General features: G+C 58.3%; 23 protein-coding genes and 1 tRNA gene. 10 read left to right on the top strand and 14 right to left on the bottom strand.

Annotated elements, in window-relative coordinates; translation table 11 throughout:
- Positions 1 to 5: 5 nt before the first annotated feature.
- From C0039_RS16515 to grxD, 11 genes are all read right to left on the bottom strand, one after another.
- The gene (locus C0039_RS16515; RefSeq protein ID WP_075998843.1) at positions 6 to 1,166 is read right to left on the bottom strand and encodes a D-alanyl-D-alanine carboxypeptidase family protein; all 1,161 of its coding nucleotides are present in this window, start codon (positions 1,164 to 1,166) and stop codon (positions 6 to 8) included.
- Positions 1,167 to 1,268: 102 nt separating this feature from the next.
- Positions 1,269 to 2,081 carry a septal ring lytic transglycosylase RlpA family protein gene (locus tag C0039_RS16510; protein ID WP_423810691.1) on the bottom strand — a complete coding sequence of 271 codons (813 nt, stop codon included), beginning with the start codon at positions 2,079 to 2,081 and terminating at the stop codon, positions 1,269 to 1,271.
- Positions 2,082 to 2,083: 2 nt separating this feature from the next.
- Complete coding sequence (gene mltB / locus C0039_RS16505; RefSeq protein WP_075998845.1) at positions 2,084 to 3,079, bottom strand: lytic murein transglycosylase B; 996 nt, start codon at positions 3,077 to 3,079, stop codon at positions 2,084 to 2,086.
- 35 nt (positions 3,080 to 3,114) lie between these two features.
- A complete protein-coding gene (gene rodA / locus C0039_RS16500; protein ID WP_101518719.1) occupies positions 3,115 to 4,257 on the bottom strand; it encodes a rod shape-determining protein RodA in 1,143 nt (380 codons plus the stop codon).
- The gene (gene mrdA / locus C0039_RS16495) at positions 4,257 to 6,113 is read right to left on the bottom strand and encodes a penicillin-binding protein 2 (RefSeq protein ID WP_075998847.1); all 1,857 of its coding nucleotides are present in this window, start codon (positions 6,111 to 6,113) and stop codon (positions 4,257 to 4,259) included. Before mrdA ends, rodA begins: the two co-directional genes overlap by 1 nt.
- Positions 6,114 to 6,150: 37 nt before the next feature.
- Positions 6,151 to 6,621: a 23S rRNA (pseudouridine(1915)-N(3))-methyltransferase RlmH gene (rlmH, locus tag C0039_RS16490; protein ID WP_075998848.1), complete on the bottom strand. Its 471-nt coding sequence runs from the start codon at positions 6,619 to 6,621 to the stop codon at positions 6,151 to 6,153.
- On the bottom strand, positions 6,621 to 6,962 hold the full coding sequence (rsfS, locus tag C0039_RS16485) for a ribosome silencing factor (RefSeq protein WP_075998849.1): 342 nt from the start codon (positions 6,960 to 6,962) through the stop codon (positions 6,621 to 6,623). Before rsfS ends, rlmH begins: the two co-directional genes overlap by 1 nt.
- A 36-nt stretch (positions 6,963 to 6,998) precedes the next feature.
- Positions 6,999 to 7,646 (bottom strand): nicotinate-nucleotide adenylyltransferase, encoded by a 648-nt coding sequence (gene nadD / locus C0039_RS16480; protein ID WP_101518718.1) that lies wholly within the window; start codon positions 7,644 to 7,646, stop codon positions 6,999 to 7,001.
- Positions 7,643 to 8,899 carry a glutamate-5-semialdehyde dehydrogenase gene (locus C0039_RS16475; RefSeq protein WP_101518717.1) on the bottom strand — a complete coding sequence of 419 codons (1,257 nt, stop codon included), beginning with the start codon at positions 8,897 to 8,899 and terminating at the stop codon, positions 7,643 to 7,645. The genes nadD and C0039_RS16475 overlap by 4 nt, the downstream gene beginning before the upstream one ends.
- Positions 8,900 to 9,104: 205 nt before the next feature.
- On the bottom strand, positions 9,105 to 9,707 hold the full coding sequence (locus C0039_RS16470) for a peroxiredoxin (RefSeq protein ID WP_075998852.1): 603 nt from the start codon (positions 9,705 to 9,707) through the stop codon (positions 9,105 to 9,107).
- 217 nt (positions 9,708 to 9,924) lie between these two features.
- Entirely contained in the window at positions 9,925 to 10,257 is a 333-nt protein-coding gene (gene grxD, locus C0039_RS16465; RefSeq protein ID WP_101518716.1) for a Grx4 family monothiol glutaredoxin, read from the bottom strand.
- A gap of 181 nt (positions 10,258 to 10,438) precedes the next feature.
- Here grxD and C0039_RS16460 point away from each other — a divergent pair, with 181 nt between their 5' ends.
- The 7 genes from C0039_RS16460 to C0039_RS16430 all read left to right on the top strand — a co-directional run bounded on the left by C0039_RS16460 (position 10,439) and on the right by C0039_RS16430 (position 18,633).
- Positions 10,439 to 11,602: an aspartate aminotransferase family protein gene (locus tag C0039_RS16460; protein ID WP_101518715.1), complete on the top strand. Its 1,164-nt coding sequence runs from the start codon at positions 10,439 to 10,441 to the stop codon at positions 11,600 to 11,602.
- 33 nt (positions 11,603 to 11,635) lie between these two features.
- Positions 11,636 to 12,550 (top strand): ornithine carbamoyltransferase, encoded by a 915-nt coding sequence (gene argF, locus C0039_RS16455; protein WP_101518714.1) that lies wholly within the window; start codon positions 11,636 to 11,638, stop codon positions 12,548 to 12,550.
- A 533-nt stretch (positions 12,551 to 13,083) separates the two neighbouring features.
- Positions 13,084 to 15,954, top strand: a complete 2,871-nt coding sequence (locus C0039_RS16450) for a ribonucleoside-diphosphate reductase subunit alpha (RefSeq protein WP_101518713.1) — start codon at positions 13,084 to 13,086, stop codon at positions 15,952 to 15,954.
- Between the two features lie 59 nt (positions 15,955 to 16,013).
- On the top strand, positions 16,014 to 17,330 hold the full coding sequence (locus tag C0039_RS16445; RefSeq protein ID WP_101518712.1) for a ribonucleotide-diphosphate reductase subunit beta: 1,317 nt from the start codon (positions 16,014 to 16,016) through the stop codon (positions 17,328 to 17,330).
- A 103-nt stretch (positions 17,331 to 17,433) separates the two neighbouring features.
- Positions 17,434 to 17,619, top strand: coding sequence for a hypothetical protein (locus C0039_RS16440; protein ID WP_075998856.1), 186 nt, complete (start codon positions 17,434 to 17,436; stop codon positions 17,617 to 17,619).
- A 69-nt stretch (positions 17,620 to 17,688) separates the two neighbouring features.
- Positions 17,689 to 17,955, top strand: a complete 267-nt coding sequence (locus C0039_RS16435) for a hypothetical protein (protein ID WP_101518711.1) — start codon at positions 17,689 to 17,691, stop codon at positions 17,953 to 17,955.
- A gap of 9 nt (positions 17,956 to 17,964) precedes the next feature.
- Complete coding sequence (locus C0039_RS16430; protein WP_101518710.1) at positions 17,965 to 18,633, top strand: VOC family protein; 669 nt, start codon at positions 17,965 to 17,967, stop codon at positions 18,631 to 18,633.
- On the opposite strand, the gene C0039_RS16425 is transcribed toward C0039_RS16430, so the two are convergent.
- Positions 18,608 to 19,279, bottom strand: a complete 672-nt coding sequence (locus tag C0039_RS16425; RefSeq protein ID WP_101518709.1) for a hypothetical protein — start codon at positions 19,277 to 19,279, stop codon at positions 18,608 to 18,610. The two genes, C0039_RS16430 and C0039_RS16425, sit on opposite strands and share 26 nt — an antisense overlap.
- Before the next feature lie 271 nt (positions 19,280 to 19,550).
- On the opposite strand from C0039_RS16425, the gene fadB reads away from it, so the two are divergent.
- Both fadB and fadA read left to right on the top strand, forming a co-directional pair.
- Positions 19,551 to 21,698, top strand: coding sequence for a fatty acid oxidation complex subunit alpha FadB (gene fadB, locus C0039_RS16420; protein ID WP_101518708.1), 2,148 nt, complete (start codon positions 19,551 to 19,553; stop codon positions 21,696 to 21,698).
- A 28-nt stretch (positions 21,699 to 21,726) separates the two neighbouring features.
- Positions 21,727 to 22,908 (top strand): acetyl-CoA C-acyltransferase FadA, encoded by a 1,182-nt coding sequence (gene fadA, locus C0039_RS16415; protein WP_101518707.1) that lies wholly within the window; start codon positions 21,727 to 21,729, stop codon positions 22,906 to 22,908.
- Positions 22,909 to 23,098: 190 nt separating this feature from the next.
- On the opposite strand, the gene C0039_RS16410 is transcribed toward fadA, so the two are convergent.
- The gene (locus tag C0039_RS16410) at positions 23,099 to 23,425 is read right to left on the bottom strand and encodes a YqcC family protein (RefSeq protein ID WP_101518706.1); all 327 of its coding nucleotides are present in this window, start codon (positions 23,423 to 23,425) and stop codon (positions 23,099 to 23,101) included.
- Positions 23,426 to 23,515: 90 nt separating this feature from the next.
- Here C0039_RS16410 and C0039_RS16405 point away from each other — a divergent pair.
- A tRNA-Gly gene (locus tag C0039_RS16405) sits at positions 23,516 to 23,589 on the top strand.
- A gap of 119 nt (positions 23,590 to 23,708) precedes the next feature.
- Here the strand turns inward: C0039_RS16405 and C0039_RS16400 are convergent.
- Positions 23,709 to 25,162: helicase C-terminal domain-containing protein (locus C0039_RS16400; protein WP_101518705.1), on the bottom strand; the 1,454-nt coding region annotated here is incomplete at its 5' end.

Here is a 25,162-nt window from a genome sequence, read left to right as displayed (position 1 = left end):
CCCCGTTACGCAGCAAACAGGCTGGCGATCCACATCAGGACCATATCCCAGAGGCGAGCAAAGAACCCCCCTGACTCCACGGCCTCCAGCGCAACCACCGGCGCGCGATAGACAGTTTCTCCGTCGAGACTCACCACCACCGTGCCGAGCTTGTCCCCCACCGCAACGGGCGCTTCAATGTCGGTGTCGACTTCAACCTCTGTGGCCAGGTGTTTCTTCTTGCCCCGCGGCAGGGTCAGTACCGTTTCCTCAAGGATGCCCACGGAAACGTGATCTATCTGTCCTTTCCAGATGCGCGGCTTATCCAGCTCCTGACCCGGATCAAACAGCGTATCGGTCTCGAAAAAGCGGAAGCCATAGTTAAGCAGGCTGCGCGTCTGATTTTTGCGGGCACTGGTGGAGCTGGTACCCATTACCACTGTGATCAGCCGCATCCCACGGCGCTCCGCGGACGCCACCAGGCAATAGCCCGCCTCTTCGGTGTGGCCCGTCTTGAGGCCATCAACGGTCGGGTCCTCTGCCAGCAGGGAATTGCGATTGTACTGGCGGATATTGTTGTAAGTGAACTCCCGCTCCTTGTATATCGCGTACTGCTCGGGGTGATCGTTGATCATCGCCTTGGCCAGCGTGGCAAGGTCGCGCGCTGTCGTTACATGGTCAGGGTGGGGGAGACCATGAGAATTCACATAATAGGAATCGATCATGCCCAGCTTTTCTGCATGGGTATTCATCATCTCTGCGAATACGGCCTCACTGCCGGCGAGGTGCTCGGCAACCGCCACGGTGGCGTCATTTCCCGAAGAGATAATAATGCCGCGCTGCAAATCCTGAACCGAGACATCCTTGCCCGGCTCAATCCACATCAACGAAGAGCCGGCAAATTTTGGGTTCTGCGACCAGGCATTTTCACTGATCGCCACCATATCAGTTTCACTTACCCGGCCCTCGTGTATCTCTGTGGCCAGAATGTAACTGGTCATCATTTTGGTCAGGCTGGCGGGCGGCAGGGGCATATCGGCATTGTGCTCCGCCAGCACAGCCCCACTCCTGGCATCTACCAGTAAGTAAGCCTTGGCCGCGATCTGCGGGGGCGAGGGTACGATGGAAGCGGCCGTTGCACCGATGGAAGTGAGTGCCAGTAGCAAGGCCAGAGAAAGTCTCAGCATAGGAGGAGGACCGTACAGAAGTTGCAGAATTAGTCGCGAATGGTAACGCATGCGCCAGTTAACCGAAAGACAAGTACGGTGGCACCAGGCCCGGAGCTGCCCTCAGGGCAGTGGCTGGCCAGTGGGATAGCCGCCATCGATCAATTGCTGCTGCACCAGTTTCATTTGCGTTGCATCGGCCACTGGCCCGGCGCGCACGCGAAACAGTCGTTTGCCACTGGCATCAACCTCGTTGAGGAATACCGGCACCTGCAGAAATGCCTGTAACTCGGACTGCAGCTGCAGGGCAGCTCTCTCAGTGGAATAGGCGCCCAACTGCAGGTACCGGTAGTGGCCGCCAGGCACATCTCTCAGGTCGTCTACACCGGCAATATCCAGCACGGTTACCTCGACTGGCGCTGTGCCCTGCTCCATATACCCTAACTTGACGGCGGCGCCGTAAGAGAGATCGATCAGCCTTTCCGCATGGAACGGACCGCGGTCATTCACCCGCACCACCACGCTGCGCCCATTTTCCAGATTGGTCACCCTGGCGTAGCTGGGAATGGGTAAAGTCTTATGCGCAGCGGAAGGTGCATAGATATCAAAAATCTCGCCGTTGGAGGTTTCATGGCCATGAAATTTGCTTCCATACCAGGATGCAATGCCACGCTCCTGATACTGCCTGTAGTCCTCGAGTATCTCGTAGGTGACCCCGTTGACGGTATAGGGGCTCTTATTGCCCACGGCCAGGATAGGGTCCGCGCGGGGCACCGCGTCAGTCACGGAGTTTGCGTCAATATGCTCCAGCGGAGCCGCATCCTGCGCCTGGGAATAGCGTTTGGCCTGGTAGGCGTCGCCACCGGACCTGGGTTCCGGCGCACTGCAGGCCAACAACAGCAGCGTTGTGGCCAGGGTCAGTAGCGCCGAGGGCAACACTAGCCTTCGACCCCTGCGGCAATGCGCTGGCTGAGCTGATACACACTCATCGCGTACATAGCGCTGTGGTTGTAGCGGGTAATAACATAGAAGTTATGCAGCCCGAGCCAGTACTCTACACCGTCAGCCAGCTCAAACTTGATTCCAATCGCCTCTGCCGAATGATCCGCCCCGCCCTCCGGAACCAGGCCGGCGGCGATAAATTCGCCAACGGTGAATCGTGGCTTGAGATCGCGACCACGGCTGAGCATTTCATCGAGCACCGCACTCTCTGCCCGGGCGGGTAAGACAACCTGCCCGCCTTCGGTCCAGCCGTGGGCCTTGAAATAATTGGCGACACTGCCAATTGCGTCAACCGGATTCTTCCAGATATCCGCCAGTCCATCCCCGTCGAAATCAATAGCGTAATTGCGATAACTACTGGGCATGAACTGCCCGTAACCCATCGCACCAGCGTAGGAACCTTTCAGCGATAACGGATCCATCTGCTGGTCGCGCGTCAGCATCAGGTAGTTTTTCAGTTCCTTGGTAAAAAACTCCGAGCGCCGGGGGTAGTCAAAAGCGAGTGTGGAGAGCGCATCAATAACACGGTAACTACCCGCGATACGCCCGTAATAAGTCTCTACACCGATAATAGAGACAATGATCTCGGCAGGCACTCCCATCTCGCTTTCTGCACGCTCCAGGGTCTCCCGGTGCTGCATATAAAACTCGACGCCCTGCTCTGCGCGCTTGTCATTGAGAAATATCTCCCGGTATTCATACCAGGGCTTGGTTTTCTCCGCTGGCCGGTTCATGGCCTCGATGATGGAATCCTGGCGACTGGCATCACTGAAAACAGCGATCAGTTCTTCCCTGCTGAAATCCTCACTGGCAACGAGTTCATCGACTACAGCCAGGGCGGCCTGATTCTCAGCGTAGTTGTTCTCTGCCGCACAGGAAAGTGTTGGCCAAAGACAGCACGCCAACAGCGTCATTTTGATCAATCTGGGCATAGGAGAGTTCTCTTAATAAGTTTCCGGGAGCTGTATCACTGGGCCACCATGCGCTTCTCAGTGCTCACCGCCATCAGCAGGCCGAAGCCCGCCATCAATGTGACCACAGACGTGCCGCCAGCGCTGACCAGAGGCAGGGGCACACCCACCACGGGTAACAGACCCGCGACCATGCCCATATTAACAAAGATATAGACGAAAAAAGTAAGTGTCAGGCTGCCAGCCATCATCCTGCCGAAACTGGTCTGTGCCTGAATGCCGATCCAGAATCCGCGCAACAGGATCAGGGTGTAGAGCGTCATCAGAAACAGCACGCCCCGCAGGCCAAACTCTTCGGCCAACACCGCGATAATGAAATCAGTGTGGCTCTCTGGCAGGAAGTCCAGCTGTGATTGTGTTCCACTCAACCAGCCCTTTCCTTCCCAGCCACCAGAACCTATTGCAGTCTTGGACTGGATGATATTCCAACCCGCTCCCAGTTTATCGCTCTCAGGATTGAGCATGGTGAGGATTCGCTGCTTCTGGTAGTCCTGGAGCACAAACATCCATGCCGGCCAGGCGGACGCTACGGCCAGTACCAGTGCACCAAAAATGTAGCGCCAACCGATACCCGCCATAAACAGCACGAACAAGCCACTGGCGGCAATCAGCAATGATGTACCCAGGTCAGGCTGCTGCAGGATAAGCCCGGCCGGGATCACGACCAGTGCCAGCCCCACCATGACATGCTTGAAGCTGGGCGGCAGAATACGGTCGGACAGGTACCAGGCGACCGCCATGGGCACGACCAGCTTCATGATCTCCGAAGGCTGAAAGCGAAAACCACCTACCTCAAGCCAGCGCTGCGCGCCCTTTGCCCCTACCCCGAAAAACATCACCCCAACCAGTGTCGCCACGCCGGCCAGGTATAGCCATGGCGCCCAGCGAGTGTAGCGCTGCAGGCTTATCTGCGCGCCCAGGATCATAATCAGATAGCCCACCGCGAAATAGCGCCCCTGGCGCATCACCGCTGGCATGCTTTGCCCCGAAGCACTGTAGAGCACGAAAAGACCGTATGCCGTTAGCGCAAAAAGAAGCAGCATCAGGGGAATATCAAGGTGCAGTCGAGATGCCGTGCTCGGTGGCTTGGCGAGGTCGGCACTGCTCTGGTGGGGCATCTGGCGAACATAGTCCACCATCAGGCCGGATCCTCAAATTCACTTCTGCCAAACAGCCATGTATCAATCACATGGCGGGCTATCGGGGAAGCGGCACTGCTGCCACCGCCGTTCTCGACAATAATGGCCACCGCGATAGTGGGCGACTCCGCCGGGGCAAAGGCAATAAACAGGCCATGGTGCCGATGACGCTCATCAACTTCATCTTCCTTGTACACCGCGTTCTGGGCGATACCTATCACCTGCGCGGTGCCCGTCTTGCCCGCCATCTGGTAACGAATCCCTTTGGCCAGTGCCTTGGCCGTGCCCCGCTTGCTGTGCACCACGGCATGCATTCCAGCGTAAACCGCCTCCCAGTTCTCCGGTTTCGCCCGCATCGGCTCCAGCTCCGGCGCGGCCAGCACCTCGCCGTCGACCGCCATCAGCAAACGGGGAACGTGCCGCTTACCCTTGCTGGCCAATACACTGGTAGCAACCGCAAGTTGCAGCGGGGTAGTCAGCATGTAGCCCTGGCCAATGCTGGCGCTGATGGTCTCGCCGGGATACCAGGGCTGGTTGAGCGCGTCTCGCTTCCACTGCGTTGAAGGAAGCACCCCGCGACGCTCATTAGTGGTATCGATGCCAGTGCGATCGCCCAGACCATAGGGGGCGAGGTATTCGGCCATACGATCAATAGTCAGGCGTCTACCCAGGTCATAAAAATAGGTATCACAGGACTCTGCAATAGCCATGTTCAAGTCCACTTCCGGCGCGTGCCCGGTACCGCGAATCCGCAGGATCCAGTCCCGGTATCGGTGGGAGTCACCCGGCAGGCGATAGTACCCCGGGTCGGGCACCGTACTCTCCGGCGTAACCAGACCGGACTCAAGTCCCGCCATACCCATCACCGGCTTGATCGTTGAGCCGGGGGGGTATTGACCCTGCACCGCACGGTTAAACAGGGGAACATCCGGCGAGTCGCGCAAGTCGCTATAATCGTTGGTGCTGATACCGTTGACAAACAGATTGGTATCGAAGCCCGGCGTTGAAACCAGGGCAAGAACGCCGCCCGATACCGGGTCTATCGCAACCACGGCTCCACGCCGGTCACCCAGTGCCTCGTAGGCCGCCCGCTGCACATTGATATCAAGGTGCAGTGTCAGGTCGGCGCCGGGCTTTGGCGAGTAGCGTTCCAGCACGCGCAGCACCCGACCGTGGGCGTTGGTCTCCACATTCTGGTAGCCCACATCGCCGTGAAGCATGTCTTCATAAAACTTCTCCACACCGACCTTGCCCACATGGAAGGTTCCCCGGTAATCGGTCTCGTCCAGTTCAAATGTCTCGCGCTCGTTGATGCGCCCGACATAGCCCAGGGCATGTGAAAACAGTTCGCCATGTGGGTAGTGCCGCAGCAGCTGCGCCTCCACCACCACACCGGGAAGGCGATAGCGATCAACCGCCAACCGCGCCCGCTCGTCTTCATCAAGGCGAAAGCGCAGGGGTACCGGCTCATAGGGGCGCCGGCGCTGCAGCCGCTCGCGGAATTTCTCGATCTCGCCATCGGTGATCGGCACCAGCTGACGCAGGTCTGTCAGCGTAGCCTCAAGATCCGGGACGCGCTCCTTGATCACTGAAAGCGCGAAACTGGGGCTGTTGTCTGCCAGCAGCACACCATTGCGGTCATAGATCAGGCCACGTTTTGGCGGCAGCGGTTGCAGCTTTACCCGGTTGCTTTCGGACTGGGTACGGTAGGTCTCATATTCGGTGATCTGCAGGCCGTGATAGCGCGTCAGTATCACGCCGAGCAGCGCGAGCACGATCAGGATAGCGGTAACGGTTCGCGCACTGTAAATCCGGGACTCCCGGTGAGGATCCTTCAGGGCGATGTATCGGGGCATGTTACCGCTGGGCCTGGCCTGTTATGGGAAAAGGTTACTACTGGCGATGATACGGGTGATTGACAGTGATTGTCCAAGCCCGATAGAGCTGCTCCGCCAATAAAATTCGCACCAGGGGGTGAGGCAGGGTCAGGCCGGACAGGGACCAGCGGCGCTCGGCACGCTGCAAGCAGTCTGCTGAAAGACCGTCAGGCCCCCCAATCATCAAGCTGTAGTTTTCTCCGGACATCTGCCATTGAGCAAGAGCTTCGGCCATTCTCTCGGTGGAAAGCGCCTGACCGCGCACATCCAGGGCGATCACCCGGTCTCCACTGGGAATGGCCTTTAGAATTTGCTGCCCTTCCTTCTCCCTGAGCTTCTCCGCGCTCGCGTTTTTGCCGCGAGCCGCCAATGGCAGTTCCTTCCATTCTATGTTCAGCTCCCGGGGCATCCGCTTGCTGTACTCTTCCACTCCCTGGCTAACCCAGGGTGGCATCCGGGTACCCACGGTGACGATGCTGATGCGCATCAGTCTCGCTGAGGCCTGGGGTGATCCCCCCAGAGACGCTCCAGATCGTAAAAGTCACGCGTGGCGGGCAGCATAACGTGCACAACCACGTCGCCAAAGTCCACCAGCACCCACTCGCCGGCATCCTCTCCCTCTACGCCTATCGCCCGCTCCCCGAGCTTCTTGGCTTCCATGCACACGTTACTCGCCAGCGACTTCACGTGCCGGTTGGATGTACCACTGGCAATGACCAGGTAATCCATAACGTCAGTCAGCTCGGTGACATCAAGGATCACCGTATTGACCGCTTTGAGATCATCCAGCGCCTCGACAACCAGCTCTTTCAATTGCTCAGCTTGCATAATGCTGATGGCTCTTCATATTTCTGCCTATCCTCTTCAACAATACAGTTGGTGTTCTTCAATATAGTTCAATACCGACTCGGGTAGCAGGTAGCGAGCGGACATGCCTGCACGCAACATGGCGCGTATCTCTGTGGAAGAAATGGCCAGCGGCCTTAGTTCTTCAACAAATATGCCGCCACAGGGGCGAAGCCGAAGAGCCTCTGCCCCCGTCATGCGATGACGGTCTATCCACTCAGCGACCCCCCCGGACTTTGGCAACTCCCAGCCCGGGCGAGCAATTGCCACGATGTGAGCCACGTCCAGCAATTCCTGCCAGCGGTGCCAGGTATCCAGCTTCAACATGGCGTCAAAGCCCATCACCAGGCACAATCCTCGCTGAGGCCCCAGCTCTGCCCGAATCTCATGCAGACTCACGATAGTATAGGATGGCCCCTCTCGATCCAGTTCCCGCGGGTCACAGTGCAGCCGGGGCTCGTCCCGCACCGCCAGCCCAACCATGGCAGCACGGTGACTGGCAAGGCAGTCCGGGGCCTCGCGGTGCACGGGGGTCGCACAGGGCATCAACCTGAGGTGCTCCAGTTCCAGGTGCTCGACCAGTTCCAGCGCTGAACGCAGATGCCCATAGTGTATGGGGTTGAAGGTGCCGCCAAATACCCCTATCGGGGCCTCACTGGTACTCAAGAGCGAATCTGCCCCTCGCCAAGCACCACGTACTTCTGGGACGTCAGGCCCTCAAGACCGACGGGGCCCCGGGCATGCAATTTATCGGTGGAGATGCCTATCTCCGCACCCAATCCGTACTCAAAACCGTCCGCAAATCGGGTAGAGGCATTTACCATCACCGAACTGGAGTCTACCTCACGCAGGAAACGCATGGCGTGTGCATGATCGGCAGTCACGATGCTCTCTGTGTGCCGGGAACTGTATACGTCGATGTGATTGATCGCTGCATCGATGTCATCCACCACACGCACCGCCAGAATCGGTCCCAGGTACTCCTCGTACCAGTCGGCCTCGACGGCCGTCCCGGCAGCGGGAATCCACTCTCGAGTGCGCTCGCATCCGCGCAGTTCCACACCGGCGGCAGCGTAGGCTTCACCAAGGCGTGGCAGCAAGCTGGCGGCCATGGAAGCATGCACGAGCAGTGTTTCCATGGTATTGCAGGTGCCATAGCGTTGCGTCTTGGCGTTCACCGCGATGGCCTCCGCCATAGCTTCATCTGCCCCTGCATCGATATAGACGTGACAGGTACCATCAAGGTGTTTGATGACTGGCACCTTCGCGTCATTGCTGATGCGCTCAATCAGCCCCTTGCCACCACGAGGCACGATCACATCGACATATTCAGGCATGGTGATCAGTCGGCCCACCGCAGCACGGTCGCGCGTGTCGACCACCTGCACCGCTGCTGCCGGCAATCCGGCCTGCTCCAGTCCGCGAGTGATACAGCGGGCTATCGCCATATTGGATGCCAGGGCCTCACTACCACCACGTAATATGGTGGCATTTCCTGCTTTCAGGCAGAGACTGGCCGCTTCAACGGTGACATTTGGGCGGGACTCATAAATGATACCGATCACCCCCAGCGGGACCCGCATACGGCCCACTTTGATGCCACTTGGCATCGCTTTCATGTCGGTGATACTGCCCACCGGGTCCGGCAATGCCGCAACCTGGGTGAGACCTTCGAGCATGGCGTCAATACGCGCCGGCGTCAGCTGCAGGCGATCCATAAGCGGCGCCTCCAACCCATTATCGGCACCGCGCGCAAGATCCGCCGCGTTGGCCGCTGACAGCTCAGCCCGGGCACTGTCGAGTGCATCGCGCGCCGCCAGCAGGGCGGTATTGCGCACGCTGGTCGAGGCAGCGGCCACGACTCTGGAAGCGGCTCGTGCTGCAGCACCGAGCTCGGCCATGTATTGTTCTACGTCCATCTAAACTGTTCTTTGCAATGGGAAAACGGGCGGGCAGTATACATGATGCCAGAGGCAAAGTTTGCCTTCTGATTGCTCCACGTACCCACGCCAGGCGCCAGGCATTGGCGGCGCACCGACCCGCGCAAATGTCCGGGCATTGCTCCCGGACAGACATAAAAAAACGCGGGCCTGAGCCCGCGTTGCTGTCGACCGGGAGAGCGCTCTACAGACCTTCAGCGTTTTCCGACAAATAAGCCGCAACGCCATCCGGAGAAGCGTCCATACCCTTGTCACCTTTGTTCCAGCCAGCAGGGCAAACTTCACCGTGCTCCTCATGGAACTGCAGCGCTTCAACCAGGCGAACCAGTTCGTCGATATTACGACCCAGTGGAAGGTCATTGACCAACTGGGAGCGCACCACACCTTCCTTGTCGATCAGGAAAGCACCGCGGAACGCTACGCCACCTTCCGATTCAACGTCGTAGGCACGGCAGATATCATGGCTGACGTCAGCAGCCATAGTGTAGGAAACGGCGCCAATACCGCCGTTATTGACGTCAGTGTTACGCCAGGCGTTGTGAGTAAACTGGGAGTCGATAGATACAGCCACTACTTCGACACCCAGTTCGCGAAACTTGTCCATCCGGTGGTCAAGTGCAATGAGCTCTGACGGGCAGACAAAGGTAAAGTCCAGCGGGTAGAAGAAGATGAGGCCATATTTGCCAGCCATCTCTTCGGAACGCTTGTATGAATCAACGATTTCGCCATTTCCAAGTACCGCAGCCACATCAAAGTCAGGTGCGGGTTTGCCAACTAGTACGCCCATTTACTCTTACTCCAAATATCAGGTGATGAAGATTGTGGGGGCGGCCCCCACATTCGAACCTCCCATCATACACAGCCGGCACAACGGCACCAATTTGATTGTGTGCATCAGGGATATAGTTTTTATTTATCGACGGCCTGGCGTCAGTCGCCCTGACCTGCCTGGGGGTATGCCTCGACAGCCGGCGGTGCGCGCCGCGTACCGCCGGACAGCCCTCTCAGCCTTCAGCCGTTTCTCCGGATGAGGCTTCCTTAACCAACGTCTGCAATTCACCTGACTCAAACATCTCGGTCACGATATCGCAGCCCCCCACCAGTTCCCCCCCCACCCAGAGCTGGGGAAACGTCGGCCAGTTGGCGTACTGGGGCAAATTGGCGCGGATTTCAGGATTGGAGAGAATATCAACATAGGCAAAGCGCTCACCACACTGCATCAAAGCCTGTACCGTGCGGGCTGAAAAGCCGCACTGAGGCTGGTTGGGAGAGCCCTTCATATAAAGAAGAATAGTGTTGTTTTCGATCTGCTCTTTGATAGTTTCAATAATATCCATGATAAATCCTGTGCTGAAAGTGTGACCCGGTCCTCGGTTAGACGCCGCGCATTCTACCCTATTCTGACCCCAATATATCCACGACGTTCGCAGGTGATTTACAAGCGCCCGCTGCACGTCTATAGTGCCTCCTTAACAGGCAGCCCGAGCTGCCTTTTTGCGTTTATATGGAGAATGAAAAATGTCGGCGTTGATGCCCACTTACGCCAGGTTACCCGTTACGTTCAGTCACGGTGAGGGAGTCTACCTGTTCGATACGGAGGGTCGGCGCTACCTGGACGGCCTCTCCGGCATAGCGGTTAACGGTCTGGGGCACGCTCATCCTGCGGTAACCCGCACTATCCGCGAGCAGGCCGACAAGCTTGTTCACGCCTCAAACCTTTATGGCATAGCCCCACAGGAACAGCTCGCCGAGCGCCTGGTCGAGTTAACGGACATGGAGAACTGCTTCTTTGGCAATTCCGGTGCCGAGGCCAACGAGGCGGCTATCAAGCTTGCGCGCCTGCATGGCCACAATCGCGGTGTGGAAAAGCCCGCGATCATCGTCCTGGAAGGCGCCTTTCACGGGCGTACACTGGCCACGCTCAGCGCCACGGGCAATCGGAAGATTCAGGCCGGTTTTGAACCGCTGGTCAGCGGTTTTGTGCGCGCACCACGCAATGACGCCGAGGCTATTCGCCAGATTGCAGCCAACAACCCGGATGTCGTTGCTTTCCTGGCGGAGCCCGTACAAGGCGAGGGCGGCGTCTACCCGCTTGACCGTGACTACCTGCAGGCAGTGCGCCAGATCTGTACTGAGCAGGGCTGGCTGATGATGCTTGACGAGGTCCAGACGGGCAATGGCCGCACCGGTACCTGGTTCGCCTATCAGGACCTGGGGTTCACCCCCGACGTTGTAACCACAGCGAAAGGCCTTGGCAATGGCGTCCCTATAGGTGCCTGCCTGGCACGGGGCGATGCCGCCGCACTCTTTGGCCCGGGCCATCATGGCTCCACTTACGGTGGCAATCCACTGGTTTGCTCGGTGGCACTGACTGTAATCGAGACCATTGCCAGCGAGAACCTGATGAGCAATGCGACCAAGATGGGTGCACTGATCCGGGAGATCATTCACGGTAAAACCAAAAGCTCCGGCCGTCTCGTCGAGACGCGCGGCAAAGGCCTGATGCTGGGCTTTCAACTCGACCGCGACTGCCCTGAACTGGTTGCGCGCGCATTGGAGGCGGGCCTGCTGATTAACGTTACCAGTGGCAATACCGTGCGCTTGCTGCCGCCATTGCTAATCAGTGAATCGGAAGCAACCGAGTTGGCCAACGGCGTCGCCGAATTAATCCTGGGCCTGTAGCCCGTTAAACCCCTTAAAAAGGCAAGTAAGCAGATGGCTGACACACGGCATTTTCTGACATTGATGGATTTCAGCCCAACGGAGCTCAATACGCTGATCCAGCGGGCGATTGAAATGAAACAGGAGCATCGCGCAGGCACCGGGGAGCGCCGTTTCACGGGTCATGTGTTAGGTATGATCTTCGAAAAGTCCTCCACCCGCACTCGTGTCTCCTTCGAGGCCGGGATGACGCAGTTAGGTGGCCATGCCATGTTCCTGTCACCCGATGACACCCAACTGGGGCGCGGCGAACCGATTGAAGACAGTGCACGGGTTATTTCCTCAATGGTCGATATCGTGATGATTCGTACCTTTGGACACGACATTGTCGAAACGTTTGCCGCACACTCCTCCGTCCCGGTCATAAACGGCTTGACTGACGATTACCATCCCTGCCAGCTGCTGGCGGATATGCAGACCTACGTCGAGCACAGAGGCAGCATCGCGGGTAAGGTCGTCACCTGGGTGGGGGATGGCAATAATATGGCGCAAAGCTATATCAACGCCGCTCGCCAGTTTGACTTCGAACTGCGCATCGCCTGCCCCAGGGGCTTTGACCCCGCAGACGAGTTGCTGCAAGCCCACAGCGACCGGGTCAGTATCGTACGCGACCCCATGAGCGCAGCTGAGGGCGCAGACCTGGTTGTGACAGATGTATGGGCATCCATGGGGCAGGAAGCCGAGCAGAAAGCCCGGGAAGCCGCATTTGTGGGTTATCAGGTAAACGGCGAGTTGATGAGCCGCGCGGCCCCCGGGGCCCTCTATATGCACTGCCTGCCCGCGCACCGCGGGGAGGAAATCAGCGCCGAACTAATGGATGCTGCCGATACGGTCATCTGGGATGAGGCAGAGAACCGCCTGCATGCGCAAAAAGCCGTTGTGGAGACACTATTGCTGGCAAACAGCTGACACTGTTCTGGCGCATACCGGGATACCTCGATTGCGCTTTGTTCTCCACGCTGGCGTCAGATATTCGCCAACAGCAGCGCTGTACAGGCAGGCAGGATCAACAAGCGCTGCAAGAAACATTCTTCCTGGAGAAACGGATAATTCCCGCTGACCACAGCCCCTCATGGCTTGTGAGGTAAGTGTGTGCAGACTTGGCGACCTATCCACACCTTATCCACAAAATAAACCCAGCCTCGTGCCTTGCAAACCGCCCTACTCCGCACTATCTTGTAGTGAATCGCCACCTCAACCCCAATATATAGGCCATTGGTCGGTCAACAGACGGTGACAGCAGCGCGAGTTGTAACCCCTTGTTACGCTTTTTCGCACTCAGACAGGACCGGGAAACACCGAGGGTTACAACCAACACCGACATTGCATCAGCCGCTCGCTGCGCCTGGTGCCGACAGCAACGGGGCGCGCGCACCGGTCGGTCGCGGCCGGCAGCGGGGTGGCCATAATAAGACTTACAGCCCGAACAACCAGGAGCGTTTATGCACACGGAAACCAGTCCCGCCGGCGACACGGCCAATACCACCCACAACAACCCCGGAGCAACAGGGGGTAGCGGCGGTCTTGCAGCGACCGCGCCGGGGCAACTGCGAGTCATCAAACGCAATGGCACCGTCGTTCCTTTCGAAGACAGCAAGATTTCCGTTGCCATCACCAAAGCCTTCCTCGCGGTGGAAGGCGGCACGGCCGCCGCGTCCAGCCGCATTCACGAGACCGTTGCCCGGCTGACCGAGCAGGTTGCGGCCACCTTCAGGCGGCGCATGCCCTCCGGCGGAACACTGCATATCGAGGACATCCAGGACCAGGTGGAACTGTCGTTGATGCGCACAGGCGAACACAAGATTGCGCGCGACTATGTGATCTATCGCGAAGAGCAGGCCCGCAAGCGAGCCGCCAAGGCCAGTTTGTCCCAGGAGACCCAGGACGCAGCCAGCGCAATCAATGTTGTACAGGCAAACGGAACACGTGTCCCCCTGGACCTGGATCGCCTGCACACGATAGTCAGCGAGGCCTGCACGGAACTGGAGGATGTCAGCGAGGCCGTCATTCTCGACGAGGCACTGAAGAATCTATATGACGGCGTATCTGCCGATGAACTGGCCACCTCCCTGGTCATTACGGCTCGCACGCTGATCGAAAAAGAGCCCAACTACTCCTATGTAGCGGCGCGACTACTCTGTGACACGCTGCGCTCTGAAGCGCTGACATTTCTCGGGGTGGCGCGGAGCGCTACACAGGGAGATATGACCCAACTTTATGCCCGGGCCCTGCCCGCCTACATCAACCGCGGCATAGAGCTGGAGCTACTCTCTCCAGCTCTGGGAAATTTCGACCTGGAAAGACTGGGCAAGGCGCTGCTGCCAGAGCGCGACCTGCAATTCACCTACCTGGGACTGCAGACTTTGTACGATCGCTACTTCATACACAGCGATGAGACTCGACTTGAGCTACCCCAGGTGTTTTTCATGCGCGTGGCCATGGGTCTCGCAATCGAAGAGCCGGACCGCAACGCTCGCGCCATCGAGTTCTACCAGCTGCTTTCGTCATTCGATTACATGAGTTCCACGCCCACACTGTTCAATGCTGGCACCCTGCGCCCGCAATTGTCCTCATGCTACCTGACCACGGTGCCGGATGACCTTCGCGGCATCTACGGCTCCATCCAGGACAATGCCATGCTCTCCAAGTTCGCAGGGGGACTGGGCAACGACTGGACGCCGGTGCGCGCCCTGGGCGCCTACATCAAGGGCACTAACGGCAAAAGCCAGGGCATCGTGCCTTTCCTCAAGGTGGTCAATGACACCGCCGTGGCAGTGAATCAGGGTGGCAAGCGCAAGGGCGCAGTCTGCGCCTACCTGGAAACCTGGCACCTTGATATCGAGGAGTTCATCGAACTGCGCAAGAACACCGGTGACGATCGCCGCCGCACCCATGACATGAACACCGCGAACTGGATTCCCGACCTGTTTATGAAGCGGGTGTTCAATGGCGAGGACTGGACACTGTTCTCCCCCAGCGATGTACCCGACCTGCACGAACTCTATGGCAGGGCCTTCGAACAACGCTACACCTACTATGAAGCGATGGCTGCCCGCGGCGAACTGAAACTGTTCAAGACCGTCAAGGCAGAGAACCTGTGGCGCAAGATGCTGGGCATGCTGTTTGAAACCGGCCATCCCTGGATGACCTTCAAGGACCCCTGCAACCTGCGCTCTCCGCAGCAACACGTGGGCGTGGTGCACTCCTCTAACTTGTGCACCGAAATTACGCTAAACACCAGCGCCGATGAGATCGCGGTGTGCAACCTGGGCTCAGTGAACCTGCCTCAACACATTGGCGAGAACGGCCTTGACCTGGACAAGTTGCGCAAGACAGTTCGCACGGCAGTGCGCATGCTCGACAACGTGATCGATATCAACTACTACTCGGTCGATACCGCGCGCAATTCAAACATGAAACACCGGCCTGTGGGCCTGGGCCTGATGGGCTTCCAGGATGCCCTTTACAGGCAGCACCTGGCCTACGGTTCAGCAGCAGCGGTAGAATTTGCCGACCGCTCCATGGAGGCTATCAGCTACTACGCTATTGAAGCGTCAAGCGAACTGGCTGGTGAGCGGGGCACCTACTCCAGCTACCAGGGTTCGCTGTGGAGTCAGGGGGTCTTTCCTATCGACTCCCTGCAGCATCTTGTTGACCAGCGGGGGGCGGACTACATCCAGGTGAATCAGGAGCAGACGCTTGACTGGCCCAGCCTGCGCGCCCGCGTGCTGGAGACAGGCATGCGCAATTCCAATGTCATGGCGATTGCGCCCACTGCCACCATCGCCAATATCACCGGGGTCTCACAGTCAATCGAGCCCACTTACCAGAACCTGTACGTCAAATCGAACCTTTCCGGGGAGTTCACGGTGGTTAACCCCTACCTGGTCAGGGACCTCAAGGCACGGGGTCTGTGGGACAGCGTCATGGTCAATGACCTCAAGTACTACGACGGCTCCGTGCAGCCTATAGATCGTATCCCGTCAGACCTGAAGGCCATCTATGCCAACGCCTTTGAGGTAGAGCCACGGTGGCTGGTGGACGCCGCCAGCCGACGGCAGAAATGGATAGACCAGGCACAGTCACTGAATCTCTACATTAATAACGCCAATGGCAAGAAGTTGGACATCACCTACCGCATGGCATGGTACAGCGGCCTGAAGACCACCTATTACCTGCGTTCACTGGCCGCGACCGGCACCGAGAAGTCGACTATCGACACCGGCACCCTCAACGCCGTCTCCAATCAGTCTGCAGCTCCCGTACCCGCCGCCTGCTCGCTGGATGACCCGGATTGCGAGGCCTGCCAATAGACTATGAACAAGAACAATTACCGAAACCTGATAAACACCAAACCAGGGGGTGAACACAAATGTTGAGCTGGGATGACTACCACGCAGACGAAACCACACCGGTCACGGCCCAGCCCTCCAAGCCGGCTACACCCGCTTCCGGGTCGACCACAGCGGATCAGCTAATGGCGAGCATGCAAACCACCGTCAGTACAGAAACCGAACCCAGGCCCGCGCATCCTGCACCGGCACCCGCACCGGCTGCGCCCGCAGGCCCCATCGTCGTCACGACAGCGCAGGATGACCCGGTGGCCCGGGCCAGCGCAGCGCTTCAGGAGCTGGATGTGGCGCCTGGTCTGGAAGAACTGGAGATGGGCGCCGCTCGCCTCTCTGTTGACGAAAAAGCGATGATCAACTGTCGCGCCGATCTCAATCAGCTGGTGCCATTCAAGTACGACTGGGCATGGCAGAAGTACCTGGACGGTTGTGCAAATCACTGGATGCCTCAGGAAATCAACATGACGGCGGATGTGGCCACATGGAAGAGCGCGGACGGCCTTTCAGAGGACGAGCGCCGAATCATCATGCGTTCTCTGGGCTATTTTTCTACAGCAGATTCACTGGTCGCCAATAACCTCGTGCTGGCTCTCTACCGCCTGATCACCAACCCCGAGTGCAGACAGTACCTGCTGCGGCAGGCATTTGAGGAGGCCATTCATACGCACGCCTACCAATATTGCATTGAGTCCCTGGGTATGGACGAGGGTGAAGTCTTCAACATGTACCGGGAGGTGCCGTCGGTCGCAGCCAAGGCCTCCTGGAGCCTCAGCCACACGCACAGCCTTTCTGATCCTACGTTCAAAACGGGCACACCGGAAACCGATCAGGAATTGCTACGTAACCTGATCGGCTTCTACGCGGTCACCGAGGGTATTTTCTTCTACTGTGGTTTCACCCAGATTCTGTCCATGGGACGGCGCAACAAGATGACTGGAGTGGCCGAGCAGTTTCAATACATCCTGCGCGACGAGTCCATGCACCTGAACTTTGGTATCGATGTCATCAACCAGATCAAGCTGGAGAATCCGCACCTGTGGACCGAGGCGTTCCAGCAGGAGGTCGTGCAGATGATCCTCGAAGGCACCGAACTGGAAGTGCAATATGCCCGCGACACCATGCCGCGCGGCGTGCTGGGCATGAATGCGGCCATCATGGAAGAGTACTTGCACTTTATCGCCAACCGCCGCTTGTCCCAACTGGGCCTGCCAGAGCAGTTCAAGGGCGCGCAGAACCCCTTCCCCTGGATGAGCGAAATCATGGATCTGCGCAAAGAGAAGAACTTTTTTGAAACTCGAGTGATTGAATACCAGACCGGCGGCGCGCTGAGCTGGGATTGATCCTCTACACGCTCCAGGCAAACTCCCCACCAGACCGGGGCTGCCGCATGGGCACTACTTCGACAGGGCAACAAGAACAATGACGACAGCCGAGGAACCTTGAATGTCTGAGAAAAAACCCAGCGAAACCGAGACCATCCTGATGGCCCTGGACCAGGTCAGCCAGACCATTGACGTGATGACCAGCGTGGTCAATCGTTTACGCATTTACGTGCAAGAACAGGAGGTCACAGCCGAGGCGTCAAAAGAGGCGACAACAGAAGCCCCTGCGGACCGCATCATTCACTGAACCAGCAACCGGTGGGTCGCTATCAGGCAAAGGCCTGAGCAGCGCCCTCCCCCATAAAAAGCCGCCTGCATGGACATTATTATAATCGCCGCCGTTGTGGTCATCGCCCTGCTGGCGCACGTGGCACTTTATCGCTGGGTCAAATTTGAAATCCAGGAGGGTGTCATTCTACAGTACTTGCGGGATGAGGCCGATAGCGGAGCGCCCGATCACCACCACACCGAAACCATTGCCGCGCACACCCGGCTTGCAAAAGACCGCGTCGCCAAAGTCTGCCAGCGCAGCCGTGATATTCGCCCCGATCCCGATGCGGTTGACAGTTGGCGAGTCCAATAAGGGCGAATCATGATAACCGCCTTTGATCGCATTGTTATCGAAGTGCCTGACCTTGGGACCGCGCGGGCCGAGTATCAGCAACTCCTGGGCAAACTCGATGATCAGGAACGTCTGCATCTGGGGAATATTGAAATCCAGTTGCGCGAGTCGTCATCTGGTGCGAGCGCCCACATCACCGCGCTAACGCTGCTCGATACGACCCTGGAGAAAAATACCGAGCAGCACGTGGATTCCGGTTCCCGCGGAATCTCCCTTGCCCGCTCCCACTTCCGTGAGCCCGACTGCTCCGGGAATCCTGTGGCAAACGGCATCTATGCCGTGGACCACCTGGTGCTGCAATCGAACGATGCGGATGATTGCATACGCCTGTTTGCAGCAGACCTGGGCATACGCCTGGCACTTGACCAGGAGGTTCCCGAGTGGGGGGGACGCATGCTGTTCTTTCGCATGGGCAAAATGACGCTGGAAGTGATCCACAATTCGAAACGGCCTCCCGAGCGCGACTTCTTCTGGGGAATCACTTATCTATGCCAGGATATCGACAACACCCTCGCCAGTTTCGACCAGCGCGGCATTGCCCACTCGCCTGCCCGCATAGGGCGTAAACCGGGCACCCGGGTAGCCACTATCCAAAGTCACTGCCTGGGCCTGCCTACGCTGCTTGTCGCCCCGGCATGATAGCTGGTGCGCGCAACTGCGCGCGAAAGAGAATCATGGCAAGCAGGGCAAGCACCTCGGCACTGGATTCAAAAATTTCCTCGAATACCTGCCCAGTGACATTGTGGAACACCGGAATCTGATCTACCGCCTGGGAGAGAAAAAACACGCCACTCCATGCCAGTGCGCAGAGCGCCCAGGGCAGGCCGTCACGCAAAGCCGCAATAAACACGGGGCGCTGGGTCCTCAGGTAGCGGTACAACACCACCAGGAAGAGAATCACTATTGTGGCCAGGAACAGCTTGCTCGACAATGGAATCAATTCGTGGCTGAAGAAGCGCTTGAATTGCGTGGCCTTGGCGTGCTCTGACACTTTGTAGTGGTAATCGGCCTCACGCAGGGCGTAGAACATCAGCAAGTAACTCAGCTGTGTGTAGGCCACCCTTCGCTGTCCGTCGGTAATGGCAAACAGGCAGGCCAGGCCAAAGGCAATAAAGATTGCGACCTGCCCGACCAATTGCACCGGCCCAGCATCTTCGATGAGCAGCTTGAGGTAGACCGGGTCGTCTATGCTCAGCAGCACCGCGCCAGCAGTGACCATGGCAGTAAACACCAGTGAAAAAATGACCAGCGTCGTCCGCGGACCGGGATAGGGAACCTGTCTCATAACTCTCCAAAATGATTTAACAACGCTTTGCCGATGGAAAGTTAGCAAAGTCATCGTGGTTACAGGAGCGCAATATTGCCAGATCACACTCCGCAAGCATATCTGGTCACTGACTAGACCCAGGAATGTTTTCGCTGTAAACTTCGCCCTGGGCTCACTAGTGATGAGCGGCGCCTATGCCGATTATCACGCCAATGTATGGCCAGCACCGGGCGTCTGAACTACACTTCGTTGCCTCAAGAACCCCCACCAACCGAGACAGGACACTGACATGATCTATCAGAGTGCCCAGCTCACGATACAACGCCTGGACGGCGACATCGCAGAGCTGAACTTCGACCTTCAGGGCGAATCCGTCAACAAATTCGATAACGCTACCGTTACCAGCCTTACTGCGGCTCTCGATGCCCTGGAAGCGGAGAACGGTATCAAGGGCCTGCTGGTAACATCGGCCAAGCCGGTTTTCATCGTCGGTGCCGACATCACCGAGTTCACCAGCCTGTTCGGTGCGCCCAAGGAAGACATCAAGCCCTTCACCGGCACCAACAATAAAAACTTCAATCGCCTTGCCAGCCTGCCCTATCCCAGCGCCGTGGCAATCAATGGCTTCGCCATGGGCGGTGGACTGGAAGTTTGCCTGGCCTGTGATTTTCGCGTGATGAGTACCGTTGCCAAGATCGGTCTGCCCGAAACCAAGTTGGGCATTATCCCCGGATGGGGCGGCACCGTGCGCCTACCCCGTATCATCGGAGTCGACGAGGCCGTAATGTGGATGGCGACCGGGGCTGACAAGCGCCCGGCGGATGCCCTGAAGGCGGGCGCTGTCGACGCCATCGCCGAGCCTGAGCAGCTCCGCGACGTAACCCTCGCCACCCTGAAAAATGCCATCGACGGCAACCTTGAGTACGCCGAGCGTCGCGCGCGCAAACACGGCCCGCTGCCGCTCAACGACACCGAAGCCATGATGTCCTTCTTCACCATCAAGTCCATGGTCGCCCAGCAGGCGGGCAAAAACTACCCGGCACCGATCAAGGTAGTGGATGTCATCGAACAGGCACGCTCAATGAGCCTTGACGACGCTCTGGACGTTGAAGCTGATGGCTTCGCCGAGCTCGCCACGACGCCCGTCGCCTCCGCGCTGGTGGGCGTTTTCCTGAATGACCAGTTGCTGGGCAAGAAAGCCAAGGGCTGGGAAAAGAAAGCCGACAAGAAAATTGAACGCGCGGCGGTACTGGGCGCCGGTATCATGGGTGGCGGTATTGCCTACCAGAGTGCGCTGAAAGGCACTCCCATCAAGATGAAGGACATCAACCAGGACGGACTGGACCTGGGTTTGTCCGAGGCCAACAAGCTACTGGCCAAGCGCGTCTCCCGCGGGCGTATGACGCCTGATCAAATGGGCGACGTCCTCAACAGCATTGACCCGACGCTGACCTACGCTGGCTTTGAAGACGTGGACATTGTTGTGGAAGCAGTGGTTGAGAACGCAAAGGTCAAAGGCATCGTACTGGCCGAGACCGAGAAAGAGATCGACAAGGACGCAGTACTGGCGTCCAACACTTCCACCATTTCCATTACCAGCCTGGCAGAAAGCCTGGAGCGCCCGGAAAACTTCTGTGGTATGCACTTCTTCAACCCGGTGCACGCCATGCCCCTGGTCGAGGTGATCCGCGGTGAAAAGACCTCGGATACAGCGATTGCCCGCACCGTTGCCTACGCCAACAAAATGGGCAAGAAGGCTGTGGTGGTCAATGACTGCCCCGGATTCCTGGTCAACCGCGTACTGTTTCCCTATTTTGGCGGCTTTAATATGTTGCTGCGCGACGGCGCCGACTTCCAGGCCGTCGACAAGGCCATGGAGCGTTGGGGCTGGCCCATGGGTCCTGCATACCTGATGGACGTTGTCGGCATCGACACCGGGGTGCACGCTGCCAATGTGATGGCAGAAGGCTTCCCGGATCGCATGCAGCCAGACTACAAGAGCGCGACTGAGGTAATGTTCGAACTGGATCGCTACGGCCAGAAAAACGGCAAAGGCTTCTACGAGTACATTGCAGACAAGCGCGGCAAGCCGAAGAAGACCGTTAACGAAGACGTATACACCATGATCGCCGACGTCGTCGGTGAGCGCACCGAGTTTGACAGGGACGACATTGTCATGCGGATGATGCTGCCCATGGCTATCGAAATGGCGCGCTGCCTGGAAGAGGAAATCGTCGGTACTGCCGCCGAGGCAGACCTGGCGTTGCTCTATGGTGTCGGCTTCCCGCCTTTCCGTGGTGGTATCTTCCGCTGGATGGATACTGTCGGCCTGGCTGCCATCAAAGCGGCGTCAGAGAAGTTCGCGCACCTGGGCAAGGCCTATGAGCTGACCGACCACATGAACGCAATGCTCGCCAACGGCGAGACCTACTACTGAGTCAGGGCAGAATGAAAGGAGAAATACTGTGAGTTTGAATCCAAGAGATGCAGTGATTGTCGATTACGCCCGCTCAGCTATGGGGCGTTCCAAGAACGGATGTTTCCGCCACGTTCGCGCGGATGACCTGTCTGCCGAGGTAATCAAGGGTATGCTGGCACGCAATACAGCGCTGGACCCTGCCGAGATTGACGACCTGATATGGGGTGCGGTGATCCAGCGCGGCGAACAGGGCATGAACCTGGCGCGCATGATTGTGCTCAATGCCGAGCTGCCGCACACCATCCCCGCGCAAACCGTGAACCGCCTGTGCGGCTCATCCATGAGCGCCCTGCAGACCGCGGCCGCCAATATCATGGCTGGTATCGGCGACGTCTACCTGGTCGGCGGCGTGGAGCACCTGGGCCACCTGCCGATGATGGACCCGATCAATGTGGACCCCAACCCCCGCATGGGCCGCTCCGTAGCCAAGGCGGCAGGCATGATGGGTATGACCGCCGAATACCTGGCAATGATGCACGGCATCACCCGCGAGGCGCAGGACGAGTTTGGCATGCGCTCTCATCAACTGGCGCACAAGGCCACGTTGGAAGGCAAATTCAAGCGTGAGATCATCCCTATCGACGGGCACGACGAAAACGGCGCGCTGGTTTCGGTCACCGTTGACGAAACCATCCGCCCGGAAACCAATATGGCTGACCTGGGCAAGCTGAAGCCGTCTTTCAACCCCCAGGGGGGTACCGTCACCCCGGGGCAGTCCTCGCAGATTTCCGACGGCGCATCGGCGATGCTGATGATGTCTGCAGAGAAAGCGCAGGCGCTGGGTCTCAAGCCCATCGCCAGGGTCAAGGGCATGGCCCTGGCCGGCGTGGATCCCTCAATCATGGGCTACGGACCTGTGCCTTCGACGCAAAAGGCCCTCAAGCGCCTGGGACTGAGCATCGACGATATCGACATGGTTGAGCTCAACGAGGCCTTTGCAGCGCAAGCATTGCCGGTGCTCAAGGACCTGGAGTTGCTGGATAAGATGGACGACAAGGTCAACGTGCATGGCGGCGCCATTGCACTGGGTCACCCGTTCGGCTGTTCCGGTACGCGCATTACCGGTTCTCTGCTGAACATCATGGAAGAACGAGACCTGACTCTCGGCATCTCCACCATGTGCATCGGTCTGGGCCAGGGGATCACCACGATTATAGAACGCGTCTAGGCGAGCACCTGCGCGTGGGTATATCCCGCGCGCCCATCCCGAAAAGGCCCGCTGCATAGCGGGCCTTTTTCGTTGCGCCATTACCCTGGCAATCCAGGCCGGGGCGCAACCCTGAGCGGCCGCATGAGCGCCGGATACCTGCCTCTTGTTCGAAGCACAGGAACCGTACAAACCCTGAACGCTTTCGCGTTCAGCGACTCCCGCCTGCTGAGAGTAATTCATCTATTTTTCGCAGCGACGCTATCAGGTCCTCCACACCGTGGCTTGAATCGCGAAAAAACGCTTCTCCCATGGGGGCAATGCCGCATTGTTCCGGTAGCGACTCTCCGTCCTCAATCATCTGATAGATGGTCGGAATAAAAACAAATTGCAGCCACTGTGTCAGTGTCATGGTGTCTACGCAGAAAGGCTCACTGGAGGCCAGTGCCTGAGTGGAGGGTGGAATTTGCTCCCACATGTTCAAACGACGCAGATGGGCTTCGATATCGATAAGCACTTCGGCAATTTCAGTATGCATGCTGCAACCCGCGGTAAAGACGCGCCTATTCTAGCGCCAAACAAGAGTCTTTTGACCCACGCCGATTCAGCGGTTAGTCTCTATTTCACCGCGGGTGTAGTTCAATGGTAGAACGGCAGCTTCCCAAGCTGCATACGGGAGTTCGATTCTCCTCACCCGCTCCATTCCCAGCATGAGCAGCACAGCGAGGCACCCGGGATACAGTCCGCGACCGTTATGGTCTCCGCACTGGCACCAGGGTGGCAGAAATAGTCGTAGTGTCACAATCTTGTGCGCTGCGGCGCTAGCGCGTCAGTTCAAGCCTGAAAGGCGGCAGGGATTCCAGAATCGCGCGGCCATAGCGGCGGCTGATGACACGCCGGTCCAACAGGGTTACTCTGCCGGTATCGGTTTCTGTGCGCAGTAAACGCCCCGCCGCCTGTACCAGCCGTAACGCAGCGTCCGGCACACTGATTTCCATGAAGGGGTTACGCCCCTGTGCTTCCACCCATTCGGCGAGCGCCGCTTCCAGGGGGCTGTCGGGCACCGCAAACGGGATCTTGGCAATAATCACGTGGCGGCAGTAATCCCCGGGCAGGTCCACACCCTCGGCAAAGCTGGCAAGGCCAAAAATCGCACTGCCTTTACCCTCATCGATACGCTCGCGATGCCGACGCAGGGTTTCCTGTTTACTGTGATCACCCTGTACCAGTATGCGCTCTCCTATCGCTCCCGCCACGCCCTCATACACATCCAGCATCTGGCGGCGCGATGAGAACAGCACCAGGCTACCCTCCTCCGGCTGCAGTAAATCAGGCAGCAATGTAATGATCGCGTTGGTATGCGCCTGCGCGTCACCAGGCTCACAGTCCATTGCCGGCACAGAAAACACCGCGTTAGCGTAGTCGAAGGGACTGACCACCTGCTTGTAGCAGCCATCGCGAGGCGATCCCGCATGCAGTATGAATCGTTCAAAAGAGTTGAGTGCCGTTATAGTCGCCGAGGTGATCACGACACCCGCAGCCCGACTCCACAAGTGCTCACTGAGAATCTCCTCAGCCAGTATAGGGCTGCAGCGCAGGTCAAAGCCGTACTGCCCGTTCCCGGTCAGCATGGTAATCCAGCGGGCCATGGGCGGAGACTCTTGCTCCGCGCCCATGGCATAAGCTTCCCACAGGGCGAGTGCGCCTTCCGCGCGCCCCAGCATACCGCCGATGTTGATATGCCAGGTTTCGAGTTCACTTTTATCCAGCGCTATAAAGTCATCATCCAGGGCGTCTTCCAACACCGCTTCCATCCGCGCAAATACGCTGGCCACTGATTGGAACTGCCCGGCCAGCGTAGCCGCCAGAGAGCGCAGATTTTCCGGCACCACACCGTGCTCAAAGCGCAATTGAGGGTCATCGCGCACGCCCTGTGGGTCGACCCCCTCAAACAACCGGGCAACCAACTGCTCAGCCGCTTGCAGGCTGTTGACCGTCTCGTCCATTTGCGCTGGCAGCTGCTGCAGCATTCGCTCCAGAGCATCCATTGATGCCAGGAAGGGAGCGCCCTGGGCGAGCGCCTTCCTGGCATCCTGCAGCCAGGCCGCCGTGGTATGCAGGCGGCAGAAGCTGGAAAAGTGCGAAAGTGCCTTGTCGGGCAGGTGATGCCCCTCATCGAAAACATAAATGCTGTCTTCCGGCGCAGAGAGTATCGCGCCGCCGCCAAGGGCGAGATCGGCGAGGGCAAGATCATGGTTGGTTACAATCACGTCTG

Origin of the sequence: Pseudohalioglobus lutimaris (assembly GCF_002866825.1) — a bacterium.
Lineage (GTDB): Bacteria > Pseudomonadota > Gammaproteobacteria > Pseudomonadales > Halieaceae > Halioglobus > Halioglobus lutimaris.
Note: the sequence above shows the minus strand (reverse complement) of the source record. Positions and strands in the feature narration are given on the sequence as shown.